We start from the raw sequence: 19,846 nt of genomic DNA on the forward strand, positions 1-19,846 counted from the left end.
TTTACGCCTTTTCCCTGGCTGGCCTGAGAGCGCATGAGTGCATGTCTATGGCGCATGAAAACGCATGAGTCTCATGCATCATTTTTGACGCGAAAGCCCTTGTGTGGCGGCTCCTGAGACGATTTTCGGGGTGCATGAAAACCATTCTGTTAAGCGAAGCGGGCAGGCGGGCGGGGCTGTGCGCAAAGCAGGGTAAAGTAGTAGTTTTTGTCATGGAGTGGGCGACAGTATTAGTTCATACTGTGAGTTCAGATTAATTCAAATTTCAGAAGGCTGTTTATGGACAATGGTTTCGATGAGGATTATATCTCAAGTCTGACAGATCGAGTTTTCTTAATAAAAAGTCAACTTGAGGCAGGAAAACTAAAAATAGCAGGCCATCTTATCGATGGGTTCAAAGAAAGCTTTAACAAAATCAGATTGAGACCGGATGGTAAAGTTGATCCTGCCACTGTTGATGGCCGCATTAGAGCGATGGGAGCAGCTGTTAATCACTTTTTTGAACGTGACGAAATTAAAAAAAAATACAACATCATTGATTTTCAAGAAACCTACTTCCGGATTCTATTTGGTAACTTCCAGCAATTTTACACTGACTTAATAAAACACAATGCAGAACCCTACCAAGTAGCAAGTGTTATTTCTAAAGATAAAGCATTTGTTGAACACTTGGATCAAATATTTCCGGACTTGATGTCTCACATCAAAGAGTTCTGGGATGCAGCATATGAGATTGGTGAAATTCACCTACAAGACGGCGACCAATTAAAAGCAAATTTCGCGGGGGACCTTTTCCCTTCATACAAAGAAAATGCTGTATCCAGCACAGGTTTGTACATTGACACAATGATATTACCTTGTCCCATTTTAAGGGTAGGCAGGCTACACGGAGTTACCAATAAAGAACATTTTTGTTTTTTATTATTAAAACACGTTTTAACATGCATGACATACCGTGATTTAGCCCTTGAAGATATTCAGCCCGCAATAGTGTTAGTGCTTCCGGATAAACGTGACTTCAGCAATGATGGTAATGAATATCTACATGAACGCTCCACACCTTTCATTCTTTCACATGCCCAATATTTATATGACCGGAAATTTGAGAGCATAGATAATTTATATGAATTTAGTAAATCACTTACAGATATTGATAAGGTTTTTAAGGAACTTAAACGACCAGACCGTTTAATCTTTGATATTGATTGGGGAGTTGGTGGACGAGCACAGTTAGAACGACATCTGGCAGACCCTGAGCGTTTAAAATCACCAATTCTCGAAGGTTGTCCAGGAATGGAGGTAATGTTCACTTGTACTGGCCGCATGCCCCAAGCTCTTGCAGCCAGGTTAAATGCTCAAGAGTTTCAAAGTACTCCTTATATCAATGCTGAAACGTCATGGATCTACTATACATGGTTAATGGAATACGAATCTCTTGATTTTAACGTTGATAATGACTCATTAAAAGAGTTACATATGGTCAATGCATTGTCTAAGGGAATGCAGGGTGGATTCTCCTGGCTAGGAGATATCCCTTTAAGTAACATTTTAAAAATTAGGCGTAATGGATTAATGCCAGAAGTAAGAGACATCTTATCAAGTGGCATTTCAGAAGTGATCAACTCATCACCTAATGATTATAACGCCTCATCACAGAGGGTAATCGATAATGTTGACAGAGCATTTATCCAACATCAACGATTCATTGAGAAAATAAAAAAAGAAAAGTTAAGAATATTGGGAATGGAAGTAGCCCCCTTTATAGTCAACGGTGCGTTTGGCATTGCTTCAGCATTAATCAACAAGCCAGAACTAGCTGTAGCTAGTGTGGCACTAGGGAATCTAGGTTTGCCAACACTCAAAGACATAAAAACCAGTTTCAAAAGTAGGAAAGAAAAATTAGAAAACTACGAACGAACTGCCACAGGCTTAATGTTTAGTAAAAAATAAATTATGGGCCTTTATTTTAGGCCCTTAAATCAATCTAATATTTACATTTTAATTTCAATAACATCTTCCCCCAACCAATTATTCAATTCCTCGCACGCTTTTCCTTAGGAACAGTTCATTACGAACAAACATCCAATAAGCGTGTCAAAAAACAGTCTTATGTATAGGAATACGTCTTATCACAGGAGAAGATGGTATACACCGTTAAACCCAGTTATAGCGCTGGACGGTGAGCGATTTAAAGTCATTCCGGTATACAGAAAGTGAAAAAAATACTTTAGGTGATATACCCCTAACTTACAGAGCTGGCGCTGGTTTGCGAGTAGCATTGTATAATGCGTGGGGTGTGATAACTTTTTTTGCGCATTTTTCAGCCTTTTCGCAGATTTGCCAGTCCCCTGCCCCGTCGTTTTTTCATCCATCTATTCATTATTGAAACTGACGGAATAGGCCGATCTCTATGGCCTTAATGAGATGTTTTTATCTCTTGATGGTATCCATGATGGTATCGATAAAATCACCACTTAAATTACCTTTATAAAACATATCCATAGATACATTTTCGATTCCTGCAGGGACACTTTAACTTCCCTCTAAAAACCTAATACCCATCAAAGTACTTTCCGCAGATCCGCACATTCACTTACACTCTTCAGCACTTTCCAGAAACCGTTACTGAACTCACCTCAGGCGACTTACATGAAACAAATTACCGTCAGCGATCTGAAGCAACAAAGTGAAGCGGCTGCAAACTCCCCCCGCTTACGTGCCCACCGCAATTTTCATCCGGAGCTGAGCGACCCCGTACAGCGTCTGGCCATTGCGATGGAGCCAGGCACTTATGTGCGCCCTCATCGTCACCCGCATACGTTTGAGCTGCTCATCCCACTCAGTGGGCGTTTTGTGGTGTTGAATTTTGACGACAACGGAAACGTTACGCGTCGCGTGGTGTTGGGCGAAGAGTGCATGGCGCTTGAGATGGAAGCCGGCACCTGGCACGCAGTGCTATCGCTGGATAATGGCGGGGTGATCTTTGAAGTTAAACACGGTGGCTATCAGCCCGTTGCCGCTGAGGATTTCGCCGCCTGGGCACCCGCAGAAGGCGAAACCGGGACCGCAGAACTGATGGACTGGTATAAACACGTGCAACCCGGTACGCGCGCGTTTAACCAATAATCCAGTAGTAAGAAATAGCCCGCATGAATCTGAAAGTTTTTACTGTGGGCTATCTTTTGAACAAAAAATGCGCCCTATGCCCAGCCAAATCAAGCACGCCCAGAGTTGCCGCTTTTTTAATCAAAAACGATCAATAGCACAGATCGTATAAGGGTGCTACATTACGCCGCCAGCCAACATCGGCAGTGGACAGGTGACGCCGTAAAGTTCGGTAAAGCCTGCAACCATCACCTCAATATATGGTCTTATCGGCACGACGTATCGCGATGTCTGCGCTACCTTTACTGGCTTCACATAGGTTTTACTATCTTGTCTCAATCCAAATTCGAACGCGCGTTTTTACACCCGCGTTACTGGTTTACCTGGTTTGGTCTTGGCGTCCTCTGGCTGTTGATTCAACTTCCTTATCCTGTACTTCGTTTACTGGGTTCGAAACTGGGCAGCGCATCGCGTCACTTCCTTAAGCGTCGTGAATCTATCGCCCGCAAAAATATTGAGCTTTGCTTCCCTCAGTACAATGAGCACGAACGCGATAAACTCATTTCCGAAAACTTCAAATCTATTGGTATGGCGCTGCTCGAAACCGGTATGGCCTGGTTCTGGCCTGATGAGCGAGTGCGAAAATGGTTTGACGTTGAAGGTCTGGATAATCTGAAACGCGCACAGGCGCAGAACCGTGGCGTGATGGTGGTAGGTGTACACTTTATGTCACTGGAACTGGGTGGCCGTGTCATGGGTCTTTGCCAGCCAATGATGGCAACCTACCGTCCGCACAACAACGCGCTGATGGAGTGGGTACAAACGCGTGGCCGTATGCGTTCCAATAAAGCGATGATCAGCCGTAATAACCTGCGTGGTATGGTAGGCGCGCTGAAAAAAGGCGAAGCCGTCTGGTTTGCCCCGGATCAGGATTACGGACGTAAAGGCAGCAGCTTTGCCCCATTCTTTGCGGTTAAAAACGTTGCGACCACCAATGGTACATTCGTGATTTCGCGTCTGTCAGGCTCAGCCATGTTGACCGTAACAATGGTGAGAAAAGCGGATAAGTCAGGCTATCGTCTGCACATTTCCCCGGAAATGGCTAACTACCCGGAAAACGAATGCGAAGCCGCTGTGTTTATCAACAAAGTGATCGAAAAAGAGATCATGCGTGCACCAGAGCAATATCTGTGGATGCACCGCCGCTTTAAAACCCGCCCGCTTGGCGAATCCTCGCTCTATATCTAAGCCCTTTTTAAAGGTTAGTTTCGCTAAGAAACTAACCTTTTCAATCACCTGTAATTACGCTGAGTAACTGTTTTTTTCCTACGTCGCTCAACGGGAATTTATTGCGTATTGAAATCAAACTGTCGCCGTTCCACGACACTCGTAAGTATCGGAAATTATTTAAAAAAATCTCTCTTGTCACCCCCCATATTTAGGCGTACATTAGCGCCGTCTGGCAACAGGAAAGCACAGAATTCTGAGCTGAAGTTAGCGGCTTTGTGAGCGGCTCAATTTCAGTTCTCTAACATCAGGTGGACTCTGTTTTTCAATGCGTACCATAAGATACGCGGAGCGATGAAACGTGAAATATTTCTTTATGGGCATTTCGGTGATTGTTTTAGTCTGGGCCGGAACCTTTGCTCTCATGATCTAGCAAAGTGAATGCAGTCAAAAAAACAGGAGCCATTGGCTCCTGTTTTTTTATGTCATCACAAGCTGGCTTACTCGCTGCCGCTCTTCGATGTAAGAAGCCCATCAGCACGGAACATGCTCTTAATCCCTCTCACCGCCTGGCGAATACGATCGCTGTTTTCGATCAGCGCAAACCGTACGTGGGTATCGCCATACTCACCAAAGCCAACGCCCGGGGAGACACAGACTTTCGCGTCGTGCAGCATCTTTTTGGCAAACTCCAGCGACCCCATCGCCGCATACGGCTCAGGGATTTTTGCCCAGACATACATTGACGCCTTCGGCATTTCTACCATCCAGCCCGCCTCATGCAGCCCTTTGACCAGCACATCTCGGCGGCGTTTATACTGCGCAGCAATGTCTTTCACACACTGCTGGTCGCCTTCCAGCGCGGCAATTGCCGCCACCTGCAACGGGGTAAAAGTACCGTAGTCGTGGTAGCTCTTAATTCGTGCCAGGGCATTCACCAGCGTTTTGTTGCCGACCATAAAGCCAATACGCCAGCCAGCCATATTGTAGCTTTTGGAAAGAGTGAAGAATTCGACTGCTACATCGCGCGCACCAGGCACCTGCATAATTGAAGGTGCTTTCCAGCCGTCATACACAATATCGGCATAGGCTAAATCGTGAACCACCAGCACGTCGTAACGTTTTGCCAGGGCGACCACTTTCTCAAAGAAGTCGAGTTCAACGCACTGCGCCGTTGGGTTTGACGGGAAACCGAGGATCATCATCTTCGGTTTTGGATAGCTTTCGCGGATAGCACGTTCAAGTTCGTTGAAAAAGTCTACGCCTTCCACCAGCGGCACAGAGCGAACCTGCGCACCGGCAATCACGGCCCCGTAAATATGAATGGGATAGCTCGGGTTTGGCACCAGAACGGTATCACCGTGATCCAGGGTTGCCAGCATCAGGTGCGCCAGCCCCTCTTTCGACCCGATGGTCACAATGGCTTCGCTTTCAGGATCGATATCGACCTGATAGCGATCCTGATACCAACGGGAGATCGCACGACGTAAACGAGGAATACCGCGGGAAGTCGAGTAGCCATGCGTATCAGGACGCTGGGCAACCGTACATAATTTTTCGACAATATGCGGTGGTGTAGGGCCGTCAGGGTTACCCATGCTGAAATCGATAATGTCTTCGCCGCGCCGACGCGCAGCCATTTTCAGTTCAGCAGTGATATTGAAAACATAAGGGGGTAAACGATCGATACGCGTAAAACGGCGTTCAGGACTGGAGTCAGCCATAAGTTCCTCAGATTCACGTTAGCGCCCGGACCGTCCGAGCGACGCTGCCACGTATGTGGCGTGCTTAGAAAATAACCTGAAAAAAAACGTGCTGTCGAGAGGGAAAATAAAAAAAAGATTTCGCGCTAAAACGGGAATGCTGCTGCGTGTAAAAGCGGAACAGCAAAGTCTAAATACGCATTTTTAATACCTGTTATTTAACACAATGATATCAAATATGTTACCTTCAACCTGCCACAGGCGATAAACCCGGCACGATTCAGGAATCCTTTATCAATCCCCTTTGTAAATTATGGTTTTTCCCCATTTGATAAAGCAGATGGATAGCTGGTCATTAGGTGCCAGGTTTTTTATCATAGTTTTTTCCCGATTTCCCAGGTTCACCCGTGCACGAAATATTCGATATGCTCCTGGCGGTTTTTGACCGCGCGGCATTAATGCTGATCTGCCTGTTTTTCCTGATCCGTATTCGCCTGTTCCGCGAGCTTTTACATAAATCCGCTCACTCGCCCAAAGAGCTGCTGGCCGTCACGGCCATCTTCTCGATGTTCGCCCTGTTCAGCACCTGGTCTGGCGTCCCGGTTGAAGGCTCGCTGGTTAACGTGCGCATCATCGCCGTTATGTCCGGCGGGATCTTATTTGGCCCGTGGGTGGGAATTATCACAGGCCTTATCGCAGGGACACATCGTTACCTGATTGATATTGGCGGCGTGACTGCGATTCCTTGCTTTATCACCAGTATTATCGCCGGGGTGCTTTCCGGTTGTATCAACCGTAAAATCCCGAAAAAGCAGCACTGGCGCGCGGGGATCATCGCCGGTATGGCGTGTGAAACGCTGACCATGATCCTGGTGGTAGCCTGGGCGCCTACCACGGATCTGGGGCTGGATATTGTCTCGAAAATCGGTATTCCGATGATTCTGGGTAGCGTCTGCATCGGCTTTATCGTGCTGCTGGTACAGAGTGTCGAGGGTGAGAAAGAGGCCAGCGCGGCGCGTCAGGCCAAGCTGGCGCTCGATATTGCCAACAAAACGCTGCCGTTGTTCCGTCATGTGAATGCCGAGTCATTGCGCCAGGTCTGCGATATTATCCGCCGCGATATTCACGCCGATGCCGTCGCGATCACGAATATCGATCACGTGCTGGCCTACGTGGGTGTGGGTGAGCACAACTATCGCGACAACGATGACACCGTTAGCCCCACCACCCGACAGGCGATTAATTACGGGAAAATCATCATTAAAAACAATGATGAAGCCTACAGAACCCCTGAAATTCACTCTATGCTGGTGATCCCCCTGTGGGAGAAGGGCGTGGTGACTGGCACGCTGAAAATTTACTACTGCCATGCGCACCAGATAACGTCCTCGCTTCAGGAGATGGCTATCGGCCTGTCGCAAATCATTTCGACCCAGCTTGAAGTCTCCCGCGCCGAGCAACTGCGCGAAATGGCAAATAAGGCAGAGCTGCGCGCACTGCAAAGTAAAATTAATCCCCATTTCCTGTTTAACGCGTTGAACGCTATCTCCTCGTCCATCCGCCTGAATCCAGACACCGCACGCCAGCTGATTTTCAATCTGTCACGCTATCTGCGCTACAACATCGAGCTGAAGGACGATGAGCAGATCGACATCAAAAAAGAGCTGTATCAGATTAAAGATTACATCGCCATTGAGCAGGCGCGCTTTGGCGACAAGCTGACGGTTATCTACGATATCGATGAAGAGGTTAACTGTGTGATCCCAAGCCTGCTGATCCAGCCGTTAGTCGAAAACGCCATTGTTCACGGTATTCAGCCGTGTAAAGGCAAAGGTGTGGTGACCATCAGCGTAGCAGAGAGCGGAAACCGCGTCCGCATCTCCGTGCGTGATACCGGCCACGGCATTGATCCCAAGGTGATTGAGCGCGTTGAGTCCAACGAAATGCCCGGCAATAAGATTGGGTTACTGAACGTGCACCACCGCGTCAAACTGCTGTATGGCGATGGGCTGCACATTCACCGTCTTGAGCCAGGCACTGAAATCGCTTTTTACGTCCCGAATGAACGCTCACCCGTTCATGCGCCGACATCCCTGTTGCCGTAGGCAGGAGTAACGCATGAAAGTCATCATCGTAGAAGATGAATTTCTGGCTCAACAAGAGCTGAGCTGGCTGATTAAAACCCACAGTCAGATGGAGATCGTGGGCACCTTTGAAGATGGCCTCGACGTGCTGAAATTTTTGCAGCACAACCGGGTCGACGCGATTTTTCTGGATATCAATATCCCTTCGCTTGACGGCGTGTTGCTGGCGCAGAACATCAATCAGTTCGCCCATAAACCGTTTATTGTGTTTGTTACCGCCTGGAAAGAGCACGCGGTAGAAGCCTTTGAACTGGAAGCGTTTGACTACATTCTCAAACCTTACCAGGAGTCACGTATTGTGAGCATGTTGCAAAAGCTGGAAGCGGCATGGCAGCAACAGGCGGTGCCCGTGAACACAAGCCCGGCAACGCGTGAAAATGACACCATTAATCTGGTCAAGGATGAGCGGATAATTGTGACGCCGATAGACGATATCTACTATGCCGAAGCGCATGAGAAGATGACGTTTGTCTATACCCGACGCGAATCGTACGTGATGGCGATGAACATCACCGAGTTTTGCAGCAAACTGCCGGCTGCGCACTTTTTCCGCTGCCACCGTTCGTTTTGCGTGAATTTAAATAAGATTCGTGAGATCGAACCCTGGTTTAACAACACCTATATTTTGCGTCTGAAAGATCTCGATTTTCAGGTGCCGGTAAGCCGCAGCAAAGTGAAAGAATTTCGCCAGCTCATGCACCTGTAAGGACTGTCCCCTCTCCCATCGGAGAGGGGAACACGATTTACAGCACCTGGCCGAGAACCTGACGCAAGTGCGCACCAGAGCCCAGCAGGCCCGGGTTATCGTGCACAATCAGGTACACCGGAATGTCCTGAACGTAGCTTCTGAAACGACCTTTATCCTCAAATCCACCACGGAAACCAGAGGCTTTAAAGAAATCAAGGAAACGAGGCACGATGCCGCCTGCGATAAACACGCCGCCGAAGGTGCTGAGGTTCAGCGCCAGGTTGCCGCCAAAACGCCCCATGATGACGCAGAACAGCGACAGCGCACGACGACAGTCGATGCAGGTGTCTGCCAGCGCGCGTTCGGTGACGTCTTTCGGTTGCAGGTTTTCAGGCAGACGACCGTCAGACTTCACAATCGCGCGATAGAGATTCACCAGCCCCGGACCGGAAAGCACACGCTCAGCGGACACATGGCCAATCTCTGCACGCAACTCTTCGAGAATAATTCCCTCTTCTTCGCTGTTTGGCGCAAAATCAACGTGGCCACCCTCGCCCGGCAGGCTGACCCAGCGTTTATCAACGTGCACCAGATGTGACACCCCCAGACCGGTGCCTGCGCCATAAACGGCAATCGGTTTGCCTTCGACTGGGGCGGTGCCACCAAACTGAATCAGGTGTTCTGGCTTTAACATCGGGATCGCCATCGACACCGCAGTAAAGTCATTAATGATTTCAAGATGCGAAAAACCGAGGTTTTTTTTCATTTCTGCGATAGAGAATGCCCAGGTATGGTTGGTCATGGCTACCCAGTCGCCGGTAATCGGGCAGGCAATAGCAATACAACCGTCCTCAACACTTATCTTATGCTCATCAAGATAGACGCGAACCACGGCCTCAAGGCTTGGATAATCCAGCCCTGAATAGGTCTTCGCCTGAGAAATCTCACCGGTGTTTACATCGCAGAGGGCAAGACGTGCGTTAGTCCCACCCACGTCACCTACTAAAGCATACTTTGTCATTCTTCTACTGCTCCGCTAAAGTCAGAATAAATCTTTGGGACACTGTAAATTCAAGGCTGGATAACAACAACGACCTGAAGGCAACTGCCCCAGGATTATCGATCTTCGTCACAGAATCACTTTACCGTTTCAGCATCTTTTGCACTAATGCTACAAAGTTGATTGTGCAAAGTAACACCATACGTTTTGTACAAGGAAATCATCATGCTCCACCCGCGAGCCAGAACCATGCTGCTATTGGCTATCCCGGCGCTCATCATTGGTATTGCCTCAAGCCTTGTGCTCATCGTCGTGATGAAGGTTGCGTCGGTGCTGCAAACGATGTTATGGACTGCTATTCCGGCAAAATTGGGGATCAGCTTCGATTCACCCATGTGGATAGTGGTGATGCTGACGCTCACCGGTATTGCGGTAGGTCTGGTGATTCGGTTTAGCCCGGGTCATGCGGGGCCCGATCCGGCTCTGGAGCCGTTAATTAGCGCACCCGTCAGCCCATCAGCGTTACCGGGGCTGCTCCTTGCACTGATTATTGGCCTTGCGGGTGGCGTTAGCCTGGGGCCAGAACATCCCATTATGGCGGTGAATATCGCCCTGGCGGTGTTTCTGGGTTCACGTATCCTTCCCCGCGTTGGCGTGCTGGACTGGACGATTCTGGCATCAGCAGGCACGATTGGCGCATTGTTTGGTACGCCTGTTGCTGCTGCACTGATTTTCTCTCAGACGCTCAGTGGCAATAACGATGTGCCTCTCTGGGACAGACTCTTTGCCCCGCTGATGGCCGCTGCCGCAGGCGCGCTGACCACCAGCCTTTTTTTCCACCCACATTTTTCGCTCTCGTTACCCCATTACGGGCAAATGCAGATTGCCGATATTTTCAGTGGTGCCATCGTGGTTGCCATCGCGATTGCGCTGGGGATGGTCGCGGTATGGTGCCTTCCGCGCCTGCACCGCCTGATGCATAAGCTTAAACACCCGGTGCTGATGCTGGGGGTCGGCGGTCTAATCCTTGGCATTTTGGGCGCTATCGGCGGGCCGGTAACGCTATTTAAAGGTCTGGATGAGATGCAGCAGTTGGCCTTCAGCCAGGTGTTTAGCGTGTCAGATTATCTGCTGTTTGCACTGGTGAAACTGGCCGCGCTGGTTGTGGCAGCGGCGTGTGGTTTTCGCGGCGGGCGAATCTTCCCGGCGGTGTTTATTGGCGTGGCGCTGGGGCTGATGCTGCACGAGCATGTGGATGCCGTCCCAGCGGCGATTACTGTTTCCTGTTCTATTCTGGGGCTGGTTCTGGTCGTGACGCGCGATGCGTGGCTCAGCCTGTTTATGGCCGCCGTGGTGGTACCGGACGCCACGCTTATCCCGCTGTTATGTATCGTGATGTTGCCCGCCTGGCTCCTGCTGGCGGGCAAACCGATGATGATGGCCTGGCGAAACGACAAATAATCAGGCTCTGTTGCGCGCCTCCAGGGCTTTGGTGATGGCACCGAGCAGCGGCGGGATATCTGCCTTCGGTAGCATGACCTCAATCAGCGAAAGCCGCTCGTGGTGCGCCACTTTTTCCAGTACATCCGCCAGTTGTTCGACCTCGCTCACTCTCCAGCACTCGGCCTGTGGATTCAGGCTGAGCGCCTGCGGGATTTGCGTCCAGTTCCACAGGGCAATATCGTTGTACCGTTGCTCTGGTCCGTGGATCGCCCTTTCCACCGTATAACCTTCGTTGTTCAGCACCAGGATTATCGGCCGCTGTTTATCGCGCAGCATAGAGCCCATCTCCTGGATGGTCAGCTGTGCGGCACCATCGCCCGTAAGCACAATCACGCGGCGCTGAGGGCACGCCGTCTGAGCGCCAAACGCGGCTGCTAGTGTGTATCCAATCGATCCCCACAGCGGCTGAACGATGAAATTCACATCTGATGGTAAGCGCAGCGCAAATGCACCAAAAGCAGAGGTCCCCTGGTCAGCCAGGATGATGTCACCGGGACGGATAAAGGTTTGCAGGGTGCTCCAGAAACTTTCCTGCGTCAGTTCACTGTCCTGAGCCGCCGGTGAAAATGCATGATGCGTAGCAGGCGCAACCGGCCCGGTAATGTGCTGCTTGCAAAGCTCGGCCAGCGTTTCTATCGCCTGGATCATCGGGATACCGGTAAACCAGATATCGCCCACGCGGGATGCATGAGGCTGAACTTCAATGGTTTGCGCCGGAGTTAGCTGATGGGTAAAACCGGCGGTCAGCGTATCGGTAAAACGCGTGCCGATGCACAGGACTGTATCCGCGCCTTCAATCGCTTCTTTCGCGGCATCAGCACTTGCCGACCCGCTGTAAGTACCGTAAAAGCCCGGCTGACGCTCATCAAAAATCCCCTTGCCCATCAGCATGGTTGCGTGAGCCATCGGTACCTCTTTCACCCACTTCTGCAGTGCGTGCTTAAGCCCGTGGCGCAGGACCAGAAAATCGGCCAACAGAGCCGTTCGTTTGCTGCTGGCGATCCGGTTCTGGGCAGCCTCACGAAATGCTTTCAGGCAGCCATTATCCGCATGAGCAGGCTTATAAGTGAGAGCGGTTACAGGCGGGGTGGCTGCTTTTTTTGCCACATCGGCGGGCAACATCAGATAGCCAGGACGGCGCTCACGCAGCATGGTGGTGAGGACCCGGTCTATTTCATAGCAGGCATTTTGTTCGGTAAGGATCGCCTGGGCGACAGTGACAGGTTCACTCATATGGTAAAAATGGCGGAAATCTCCATCACCCAGAGTGTGGTGTAACAGCTCGCCTCGTTGCTGAGAAGCCATGCCCGGCGCACCGACAATGTGCAACACCGGAACATACTCGGCAAAGCTGCCAGCAATGCCATTCATGGCACTTAACTCACCGACGCCAAACGTCGTCAGTAGCGCGGCAAAGCCCTTACATCGGGCATAGCCGTCGGCGGCGTAAGATGCATTCAGCTCATTTGCACAGCCCACCCAACAGATATCCGGGCTGTCTATCACTTGGTCGAGAAACTGCAAATTATAGTCGCCTGGCACGCCAAACAGATGATCGGCTCCACAATCTGTTAGACGGTCCAGCAGGTAATCGGCGACGCAGTATGGGGTACGCATGACAGGTATCCTTCTTATGTTGACCTCACTTTGAGTATTAAAGAAGCGTGATGGCTGTCCAGAATTGGCAATAAGATGGGCATGGAAAGAATGCTTTACAAAAAAGGCTGCGTTATGCTCTTTTTCTTCATGCGAGTGTAAACGTATACACTCGTTTTTCTTTTCAGCGCCAGGGGTCACGAGAATGGGTTATCAGCCTGACAAAAATCGTTATCAGACAATGCAGTACCGCCGTTGCGGCCAGACAGGGCTTAAGTTACCGGCCATCTCTTTGGGGCTTTGGCATAACTTTGGTGATACCACGCTCATTGAAAACAGCCGTCAACTTTTACAGCGGGCTTTCGATTTGGGCATCACCCATTTTGATCTTGCCAACAACTACGGCCCCCCTCCTGGCTCAGCCGAGCGCAATTTCGGGCGTATTTTGCAGGAAGATTTTCTTCCCTGGCGTGACGAGTTAATTATTTCCACCAAAGCGGGCTACACCATGTGGGATGGCCCTTACGGTGACTGGGGCTCACGCAAATATCTGATCTCAAGTCTGGATCAAAGCCTTATGCGTATGGGGCTTGAATACGTCGATATCTTCTATCACCACCGCCCTGATCCTGAAACGCCACTTCAGGAGACCATGAAAGCGCTTGACCACGTGGTACGTCAGGGGAAAGCCCTGTACGTTGGGTTATCCAACTATCCAGCGGAACTGGCGCGTAAAGCGATTGATATTCTTAACGATCTCGGCACGCCTTGTGTTATCCACCAGCCTAAATACTCCATGTTTGAGCGCGCGCCGGAAGCGGGATTGCTGGACGTCCTGAAAGAGAAAGGTGTCGGGTGTATTCCCTTCTCGCCGCTGGCGGGTGGGCAGTTGACTAACCGCTACCTGCATGGTATTCCGCAGGACTCACGCGCAGCCAGCGGCAGCCAGTTCCTTAACCCTGACCAGTTAACCGAAGAAAAACGGTTAAAGGTTGTCGCGCTGAACGCACTGGCGGAAAGCCGCGGCCAGAAGCTGTCGCAAATGGCTCTGGCGTGGGTATTGCGCCACGATGCGGTAACGTCCGTACTGATTGGCGCGAGTAAAACGTCGCAAATTGATGATGCGGTCGGGATGCTTGAGAATCGCCAGTTCTCCGCACAAGAGCTGGCCGCTATCGACGATATTCTGAACCGGTCAAATTAAAACCATTTTTAGCAAAACGTGCTCTCACTTGTGATTTAGGAGTTGAGGCGATGAAACGTGGCTTTACCGCCCCGTAATATTGCGTTAACAGGCCGCACGACGGCCCCGATCGTGAAGGAGAAGAGTATGTTCAGGTCACTGATTCTGGCTGCGGTTTTAATGGCTGCGGCACCGCTGGTTGCAAATGCGGGCGAAATCACCCTGTTGCCATCAGTAAAATTACAAATTGGCGATCGCGATAATTATGGTAACTACTGGGACGGTGGCGGCTGGCGCGACCGTGATTACTGGCATCGCCATTATGAATGGCGTAGAGATCGCTGGTGGAAACATGATAATGGTCGCCATCGTGGCTGGGATAACCGAAAAGCCTACGAGCGCGGCTATCGCGAAGGATGGGACGACCGCGACGATCGTCGCGGAGGTTGGGGACGTGGCCACGGCCATGGTCACCACCACTAAAACAGAAAGGAGCCTTTTGGCTCCTTTCGTATTTCTATAACCCCAGGATTGTCCCAATCAACAACCACAGGTTGAGCGCCACCACCACAACCACAATGGCCCAGCCAGTGCGTTTCACCAGCGTGGTATTAACCAGATCGCCCATTAAAGATTTGTTGCTGGTAAAGATCAGCAGCGGAACCAGCGCCAGTGCAATACCAAAGCTCAGCAGTACCTGGCTCATGACCAGAATACGCGTTGGATCAAGCCCCATCAGGATCACGATAAAGGATGGCAGCATGGTGACGGAACGGCGCACCCACAGCGGGATGTGAAAGCGCACGAATCCCTGCATGACCACCTGCCCTGCCAGGGTGCCGACCACGGTCGAAGACAGGCCAGCAGCAACCAGGCTCAACCCAAATACGGTGGCGGCGGCATGGCTCAGCAAAGGTTCCAGTGTCAGATACGCCTCATCAAGATCGGCAATCCCCGTGTGCCCGTTAAAATGAAACGCGGCGGCGGCGGTTGCCATCATCGCCAGATTCACAAACCCGGCAATTGTCATCGCGATACCGACATCCCATTTGGTCGCAGAATAACGCTGCTGGCGTGTCCCGCCGTGCAGGTGCTGCGTTAATGAAGAGTGCAGGTAAATCACGTGCGGCATAATAGTGGCACCCAGAACACCCGCAGCCAGGAATACCGCTTCAGAGGTTGGCAGGCTTGGGATAACCATCCCTTTACTCAGCTGTGCAAGATCAGGCTGTGAGAAAATTAACTCCACAATATAAGCCGCAGCCACAAACAGCAGCAGGCCGCCAATCACTTTTTCGAGCGGCTTTTGCCCACGACGCTGCAACATCAGAATAAGGAAAGTGGCAATCCCGGTCAGCACCGCACCCTGTAACAGAGAAACGCCGAGTATCAGTTTAAACCCGATAGCCGCCCCGATAAATTCAGCCAGATCCGTTGCCATCGCAATGATTTCGGCCTGGACCCAGTAAAGCCAGACGGCCGGGCGTGGATAATGGTCGCGGATCTGTTCTGCCAGATTTTTACCCGTGGCAATCCCAAGCTTCGCGGAGAGCATCTGAATCAGCATTGCCATCAGGTTTGCCCAGACGACAACCCATAGCAGCTTATAGCCGAAGCTCGCCCCGGCCTGAATATTGGTCGCAAAATTACCCGGATCGATATAGCCAATGGCAGCAATGAACGCAGGTCCCATTAATGCGAACCGCAACTTGCGCGCTGCTCTGCCACTGCTACCCTCTACGCGACTGTTTGTCATTTCTGCCTCTGGAAATATAGCCTTTGCTATGTTTAATGCTAACAAAATGAGAATGATTATCAAGATCATTTAAAACGTTTTGTGTGATTTCTCTGATAGCTTTGAACGATAGATGGGCAGGTTCGCTGGTGCGGCCTCACAGAATGTGAAATCGCGCAGTCTTTTGTGAAGCGTAGCACACAAACTTAACTTTTCACTCATTTACCTAACATAACAAAAATGTCTTGTTGATCACTATTTTTGAGACTCGTCACAGGATGTGACTATAGTGTGGCTTTGATCTCGTTTTCTTTACGCTTGTTACATAGAATGTGCACGGAAATTAAACCTGCCTCAAATTTGGAGCAAATATGGACCGCGTCCTTCACTTTGTCCTGGCACTCGTTGTCGTTACTGCGCTTGCGTTGTTGGTCAGCCATGATCGCAAAAAAATCCGCATCCGCTATGTTGTTCAGCTTCTCGTTATTGAAGTTTTACTCGCGTGGTTCTTCCTGAACTCCAACGTGGGGCTTGGCTTCGTGAAAGGCTTCTCCGAAATGTTCGAAAAACTGCTCGGATTTGCCAACGAAGGGACTAACTTTGTCTTTGGTAAAATGAACGACGAAGGCCTGGCATTCTTCTTCCTGAAAGTGCTGTGCCCTATCGTCTTCATCTCTGCGCTGATTGGTATCCTGCAACACATCCGTGTTCTGCCTGTCGTTATCCGCGCAATCGGTACTGTGCTGTCTAAAGTCAACGGCATGGGCAAACTGGAATCCTTCAACGCAGTAAGTTCCCTGATCCTGGGTCAGTCTGAGAACTTCATCGCGTATAAAGACATTCTGGGCAAAATGTCCCGCAACCGTATGTACACCATGGCAGCCACGGCGATGTCTACCGTTTCCATGTCTATCGTGGGCGCGTACATGACAATGCTGGAACCAAAATACGTTGTTGCTGCTCTGGTTCTGAACATGTTCAGCACCTTTATCGTGCTGTCCCTGATCAACCCATACCGTGTTGAAGAAGGCGAAGAGAACCTGCAGATGGCAAATCTGCATGAAGGTCAGAGCTTCTTCGAAATGTTGGGCGAATACATTCTGGCAGGTTTCAAAGTTGCGATTATCGTTGCGGCAATGCTGATCGGCTTTATCGCGCTGATTTCTGCACTGAACGCACTGTTCGCTGCGGTCCTGGGTATTTCCTTCCAGGGCATCCTGGGCTACATCTTCTATCCGGTTGCATGGGTAATGGGTGTTCCGGCAAGCGAAGCGTTGCAGGTTGGTAGCATCATGGCCACCAAACTGGTTTCCAACGAATTCGTTGCGATGATGGATCTGCAGAAAATTGCCGGCACGCTCTCTCCGCGCGCAGAAGGCATTATCTCTGTGTTCCTGGTCTCCTTCGCCAACTTCTCTTCAATCGGCATCATCGCGGGCGCGATTAAAGGCCTGAACGAAGAGCAAGGTAACGTGGTTTCTCGCTTCGGTTTGAAACTGGTTTACGGTTCTACCCTGGTGAGCGTACTGTCTGCTTCTATCGCAGCACTGGTACTGTAAATCCAGACCAAAAACAAAGCCGGGGGCCTGTGCTCCCGGTTTTTTTATGCCTGTAATTCGCTAAGCGGCACAGGTTTACCCAGCAGGTATCCCTGCAAATAGTCCACGCCAAAGCGGAGCAACATCTCGCGCTGTTCCGGCGTTTCAACAAATTCAGCAACCACACACAACGACTTCGTTTTCGCCAGATTGCAAATTGACTGCACAATCATCGCGTCCATGCTGTCGCTACAGATGTCTTTTACAAAACAGCCATCAATCTTGATGATATCGGCCTGAAGGCGCTTGAGGCGTTCGTAATTGGCATACCCTGTGCCAAAGTCATCAATGGCAATACGGAAACCATAATCCCTTAGTTGCTGAATGTTCTTGATGCTGGTTCCTGAATTCGAGAATGCCTGCTCTTCGGTTATCTCAATCACAACAGCATGAGGCGGAACCCGATAGTGTTCGAAAAGCGTGATAATCTCGTTCGCGACCTCTTTTTGCATCAGCGTCAACGGCATAAGGTTAACGGAAAACCGGGTTTCGTCATGCGATACCGGGTTATCACGCAGCCATGCCAGTAAGTTCTCTACCACGCTCAAATCGAACCGATGGCTCAGGTTGAACTGGGCAATCAGCGGTATAAAACGGTCAGGCGTAATGATTTCGCCATCGCTCTCGAGCCGGGTCAGGATCTCGTGATAGCCCTTTCCGGCAGCATTCTGGATCGGCTGGGCGTACAAACGGATACCGCCCGCGTCGAGCGCACGTTTAATACGCCCTAACATCAGCACTCTGTCGGTGGTTTGCCCTGAAACGGTTTCAAGGCTGTTGGTCAGTGCCAGCACATTATGCGTTGCACAGGACTGTTCAGAAAGCCAGCTCAGCTGTCCCAGGGTGTGATGGAGATTTTCACCGTTTTCAATCTCACCCCAGGATGCGCCAAACTCAATATCCAGCCCGGTGTTGTTCCAGAAGATTTTACGGCTGTTCAGCTGATCAACCATATGCTGTAAGCGCTCAGCCGTTCCCGGCCCCAGCATAACCAGAACCAGTTCACTGCCGGGTAACTGGAACAGTTGTTCATCTTTCTGCATCAGCGGCCGGAGGGAGGCCGTAATCATGCGCTTGCAATGCACGCGCATGAGAATGCCGTAGTGGCGGCTCAGGAACTCGAGGTTGTCCATCCGCAGGCAGCAGATCTTCGCATCAGGATGAAGATGCAGATAATCCTCAAGCGCACGAATGTTGGGCAGACCGGTCAGCGGATCGGTTAATGCCCTCTTCTGCCAGCCTCGTTTCATCCATTCACTGCGTCGGTAAATTCTCGACATATAGAGCAAACAAATAGCGAAAGAGATCAGTACCGACAGGATAAAGGAGAGGGAGTATCCCGATTCCACACCGTTGAGAAAGTTATAATTGTACGTCAGCAGTAACAGTGCCGACGTCGCCCACAGCAGCGAGATAAGCGCGTAGCTCAGGCGGCTGATCCCAAGCGTAAAGAGGATAAATATGATGGGCATTAAATAACCCGCAATTATCGGTGACTCCAGTGGAGCGCACAAAACTGCAACAATAAACACCAAAACCATTAGCCAGATTACTATATAAATAGGTTGTTTATTTAAAAGTAATGGTTTAAGACTCTGTCGCCAGAATGCTCTGGCATACCGGGGACTAATTATCATTCTTAAGGGGTAGTAAAACATCATTGTAAATATGAGCGCGGCACATATCAGGCTCTGAATATCAACAACGTTATAAATTGCAGTGCCTTCGCCGAAGAATGTAGAGATAGTCACCGGGAAATCAAATAAATAGCCCGCCAGATACATCGATAGCTTAATGCCTATCGGCACCATAAAACCGAGCCAGAATATACGTATGCCGATGTACTTATTGGGCACACTGTGGCGCCAGCGCTTGCCCAGCACCAGACGGATCACGCCACAAGCGGCAAAGACAGAGAAAGTCTGACAAAACAGCAAAACTAAATGTTGTAGCGGTGCTAAATTAATATTGTAAATATTAGCAGCAGTAAAACTTAACAGGATGGGAATAATTGCGCGGCGACCAAACAATAAAATAACGGCCAGCATCACACTTAATGGTAACCATGCCAAATAAACATCATGACCGTTAACTATTGCTCGCGGTGAGATATAACGAGAAAACGGAACCGCAATCAGACAAAGCAGTAACGCAATCATAAATATCTTTACATTATTGACATTTTTACTTTTCATTAAGGTGAATAAACTATTTCCCGCTATTATTCATTGACCGGACGGATAATAGGTTTATTAATTGCGCGAAGCAAGATCAAGTCTATAAATAGACCGTTTTCTGACGCTGGATTGAGGTGAGGTATAGGAAAACACCATTACTTGCAACAAAAGCCGTGCGTAGATGTTA

15 protein-coding genes are annotated in these 19,846 nt (G+C 49.9%); 10 read left to right on the top strand and 5 right to left on the bottom strand.

The window, feature by feature from the left end:
- Positions 1–279: 279 nt before the first annotated feature.
- The 4 genes from M987_RS21760 to ypdK all read left to right on the top strand — a co-directional run bounded on the left by M987_RS21760 (position 280) and on the right by ypdK (position 4,765).
- On the top strand, positions 280–1,950 hold the full coding sequence (locus tag M987_RS21760) for a hypothetical protein (protein ID WP_014071220.1): 1,671 nt from the start codon (positions 280–282) through the stop codon (positions 1,948–1,950).
- Between the two features lie 699 nt (positions 1,951–2,649).
- Positions 2,650–3,126, top strand: a complete 477-nt coding sequence (locus M987_RS21765) for a WbuC family cupin fold metalloprotein (RefSeq protein ID WP_014071221.1) — start codon at positions 2,650–2,652, stop codon at positions 3,124–3,126.
- Positions 3,127–3,432: 306 nt separating this feature from the next.
- Positions 3,433–4,353 carry a kdo(2)-lipid IV(A) palmitoleoyltransferase gene (lpxP, locus tag M987_RS21770; RefSeq protein WP_088201875.1) on the top strand — a complete coding sequence of 307 codons (921 nt, stop codon included), beginning with the start codon at positions 3,433–3,435 and terminating at the stop codon, positions 4,351–4,353.
- A 340-nt stretch (positions 4,354–4,693) separates the two neighbouring features.
- The gene (gene ypdK, locus M987_RS24780) at positions 4,694–4,765 is read left to right on the top strand and encodes a membrane protein YpdK (protein ID WP_099458937.1); all 72 of its coding nucleotides are present in this window, start codon (positions 4,694–4,696) and stop codon (positions 4,763–4,765) included.
- 67 nt (positions 4,766–4,832) lie between these two features.
- Here ypdK and alaC read toward each other — a convergent pair whose 3' ends face one another.
- Positions 4,833–6,056 (bottom strand): alanine transaminase, encoded by a 1,224-nt coding sequence (alaC, locus tag M987_RS21780; RefSeq protein ID WP_014071223.1) that lies wholly within the window; start codon positions 6,054–6,056, stop codon positions 4,833–4,835.
- Between the two features lie 386 nt (positions 6,057–6,442).
- On the opposite strand from alaC, the gene M987_RS21785 reads away from it, so the two are divergent.
- The gene (locus M987_RS21785) at positions 6,443–8,140 is read left to right on the top strand and encodes a sensor histidine kinase (protein WP_014071224.1); all 1,698 of its coding nucleotides are present in this window, start codon (positions 6,443–6,445) and stop codon (positions 8,138–8,140) included.
- A 13-nt stretch (positions 8,141–8,153) separates the two neighbouring features.
- Entirely contained in the window at positions 8,154–8,885 is a 732-nt protein-coding gene (locus tag M987_RS21790) for a LytR/AlgR family response regulator transcription factor (protein WP_014071225.1), read from the top strand.
- 37 nt (positions 8,886–8,922) lie between these two features.
- On the opposite strand, the gene glk is transcribed toward M987_RS21790, so the two are convergent.
- Complete coding sequence (glk, locus tag M987_RS21795) at positions 8,923–9,888, bottom strand: glucokinase (RefSeq protein WP_014071226.1); 966 nt, start codon at positions 9,886–9,888, stop codon at positions 8,923–8,925.
- Between the two features lie 204 nt (positions 9,889–10,092).
- Here glk and M987_RS21800 point away from each other — a divergent pair, with 204 nt between their 5' ends.
- A complete protein-coding gene (locus tag M987_RS21800; RefSeq protein WP_014071227.1) occupies positions 10,093–11,328 on the top strand; it encodes an ion channel protein in 1,236 nt (411 codons plus the stop codon).
- On the opposite strand, the gene ipdC is transcribed toward M987_RS21800, so the two are convergent.
- Positions 11,329–12,987, bottom strand: coding sequence for an indolepyruvate decarboxylase (gene ipdC / locus M987_RS21805; protein WP_014071228.1), 1,659 nt, complete (start codon positions 12,985–12,987; stop codon positions 11,329–11,331). It abuts the gene before it with no gap.
- A gap of 184 nt (positions 12,988–13,171) precedes the next feature.
- Here ipdC and M987_RS21810 point away from each other — a divergent pair, with 184 nt between their 5' ends.
- Together M987_RS21810 and ypeC are read left to right on the top strand one after the other, a co-directional pair.
- The gene (locus tag M987_RS21810) at positions 13,172–14,170 is read left to right on the top strand and encodes an aldo/keto reductase (RefSeq protein ID WP_014071229.1); all 999 of its coding nucleotides are present in this window, start codon (positions 13,172–13,174) and stop codon (positions 14,168–14,170) included.
- Positions 14,171–14,296: 126 nt separating this feature from the next.
- The gene (gene ypeC, locus M987_RS21815) at positions 14,297–14,632 is read left to right on the top strand and encodes a DUF2502 domain-containing protein YpeC (protein ID WP_014071230.1); all 336 of its coding nucleotides are present in this window, start codon (positions 14,297–14,299) and stop codon (positions 14,630–14,632) included.
- Between the two features lie 34 nt (positions 14,633–14,666).
- Here the strand turns inward: ypeC and M987_RS21820 are convergent, their stop codons facing one another.
- Complete coding sequence (locus M987_RS21820; RefSeq protein WP_014071231.1) at positions 14,667–15,905, bottom strand: Nramp family divalent metal transporter; 1,239 nt, start codon at positions 15,903–15,905, stop codon at positions 14,667–14,669.
- A gap of 350 nt (positions 15,906–16,255) precedes the next feature.
- On the opposite strand from M987_RS21820, the gene M987_RS21825 reads away from it, so the two are divergent.
- Positions 16,256–17,443 (top strand): NupC/NupG family nucleoside CNT transporter, encoded by a 1,188-nt coding sequence (locus tag M987_RS21825; RefSeq protein WP_014071232.1) that lies wholly within the window; start codon positions 16,256–16,258, stop codon positions 17,441–17,443.
- Positions 17,444–17,487: 44 nt separating this feature from the next.
- Here M987_RS21825 and M987_RS21830 read toward each other — a convergent pair whose 3' ends face one another.
- Positions 17,488–19,677 (bottom strand): sensor domain-containing phosphodiesterase, encoded by a 2,190-nt coding sequence (locus tag M987_RS21830; RefSeq protein ID WP_014071233.1) that lies wholly within the window; start codon positions 19,675–19,677, stop codon positions 17,488–17,490.
- Between the last annotated feature and the right edge of the window lie 169 nt (positions 19,678–19,846).

It is taken from the genome of Enterobacter soli ATCC BAA-2102, from assembly GCF_001654845.1.
GTDB classification, from domain to species: Bacteria; Pseudomonadota; Gammaproteobacteria; order Enterobacterales; family Enterobacteriaceae; genus Enterobacter; species Enterobacter soli.

Bases quoted from the DNA above. Each gene is read 5' to 3' on its own strand.
- M987_RS21760 (WP_014071220.1), top strand. From the start codon at position 280: ATGGACAATGGTTTCGATGAGGATTATATCTCAAGTCTGACAGATCGA.
- M987_RS21765 (WP_014071221.1), top strand. From the start codon at position 2,650: ATGAAACAAATTACCGTCAGCGATCTGAAGCAACAAAGTGAAGCGGCT.
- alaC (WP_014071223.1), bottom strand. From the start codon at position 6,056: ATGGCTGACTCCAGTCCTGAACGCCGTTTTACGCGTATCGATCGTTTA.
- M987_RS21790 (WP_014071225.1), top strand. From the start codon at position 8,154: ATGAAAGTCATCATCGTAGAAGATGAATTTCTGGCTCAACAAGAGCTG.
- glk (WP_014071226.1), bottom strand. From the start codon at position 9,888: ATGACAAAGTATGCTTTAGTAGGTGACGTGGGTGGGACTAACGCACGT.
- M987_RS21800 (WP_014071227.1), top strand. From the start codon at position 10,093: ATGCTCCACCCGCGAGCCAGAACCATGCTGCTATTGGCTATCCCGGCG.
- ipdC (WP_014071228.1), bottom strand. From the start codon at position 12,987: ATGCGTACCCCATACTGCGTCGCCGATTACCTGCTGGACCGTCTAACA.
- M987_RS21810 (WP_014071229.1), top strand. From the start codon at position 13,172: ATGGGTTATCAGCCTGACAAAAATCGTTATCAGACAATGCAGTACCGC.
- ypeC (WP_014071230.1), top strand. From the start codon at position 14,297: ATGTTCAGGTCACTGATTCTGGCTGCGGTTTTAATGGCTGCGGCACCG.
- M987_RS21820 (WP_014071231.1), bottom strand. From the start codon at position 15,905: ATGACAAACAGTCGCGTAGAGGGTAGCAGTGGCAGAGCAGCGCGCAAG.
- M987_RS21825 (WP_014071232.1), top strand. From the start codon at position 16,256: ATGGACCGCGTCCTTCACTTTGTCCTGGCACTCGTTGTCGTTACTGCG.
- M987_RS21830 (WP_014071233.1), bottom strand. From the start codon at position 19,677: ATGAAAAGTAAAAATGTCAATAATGTAAAGATATTTATGATTGCGTTA.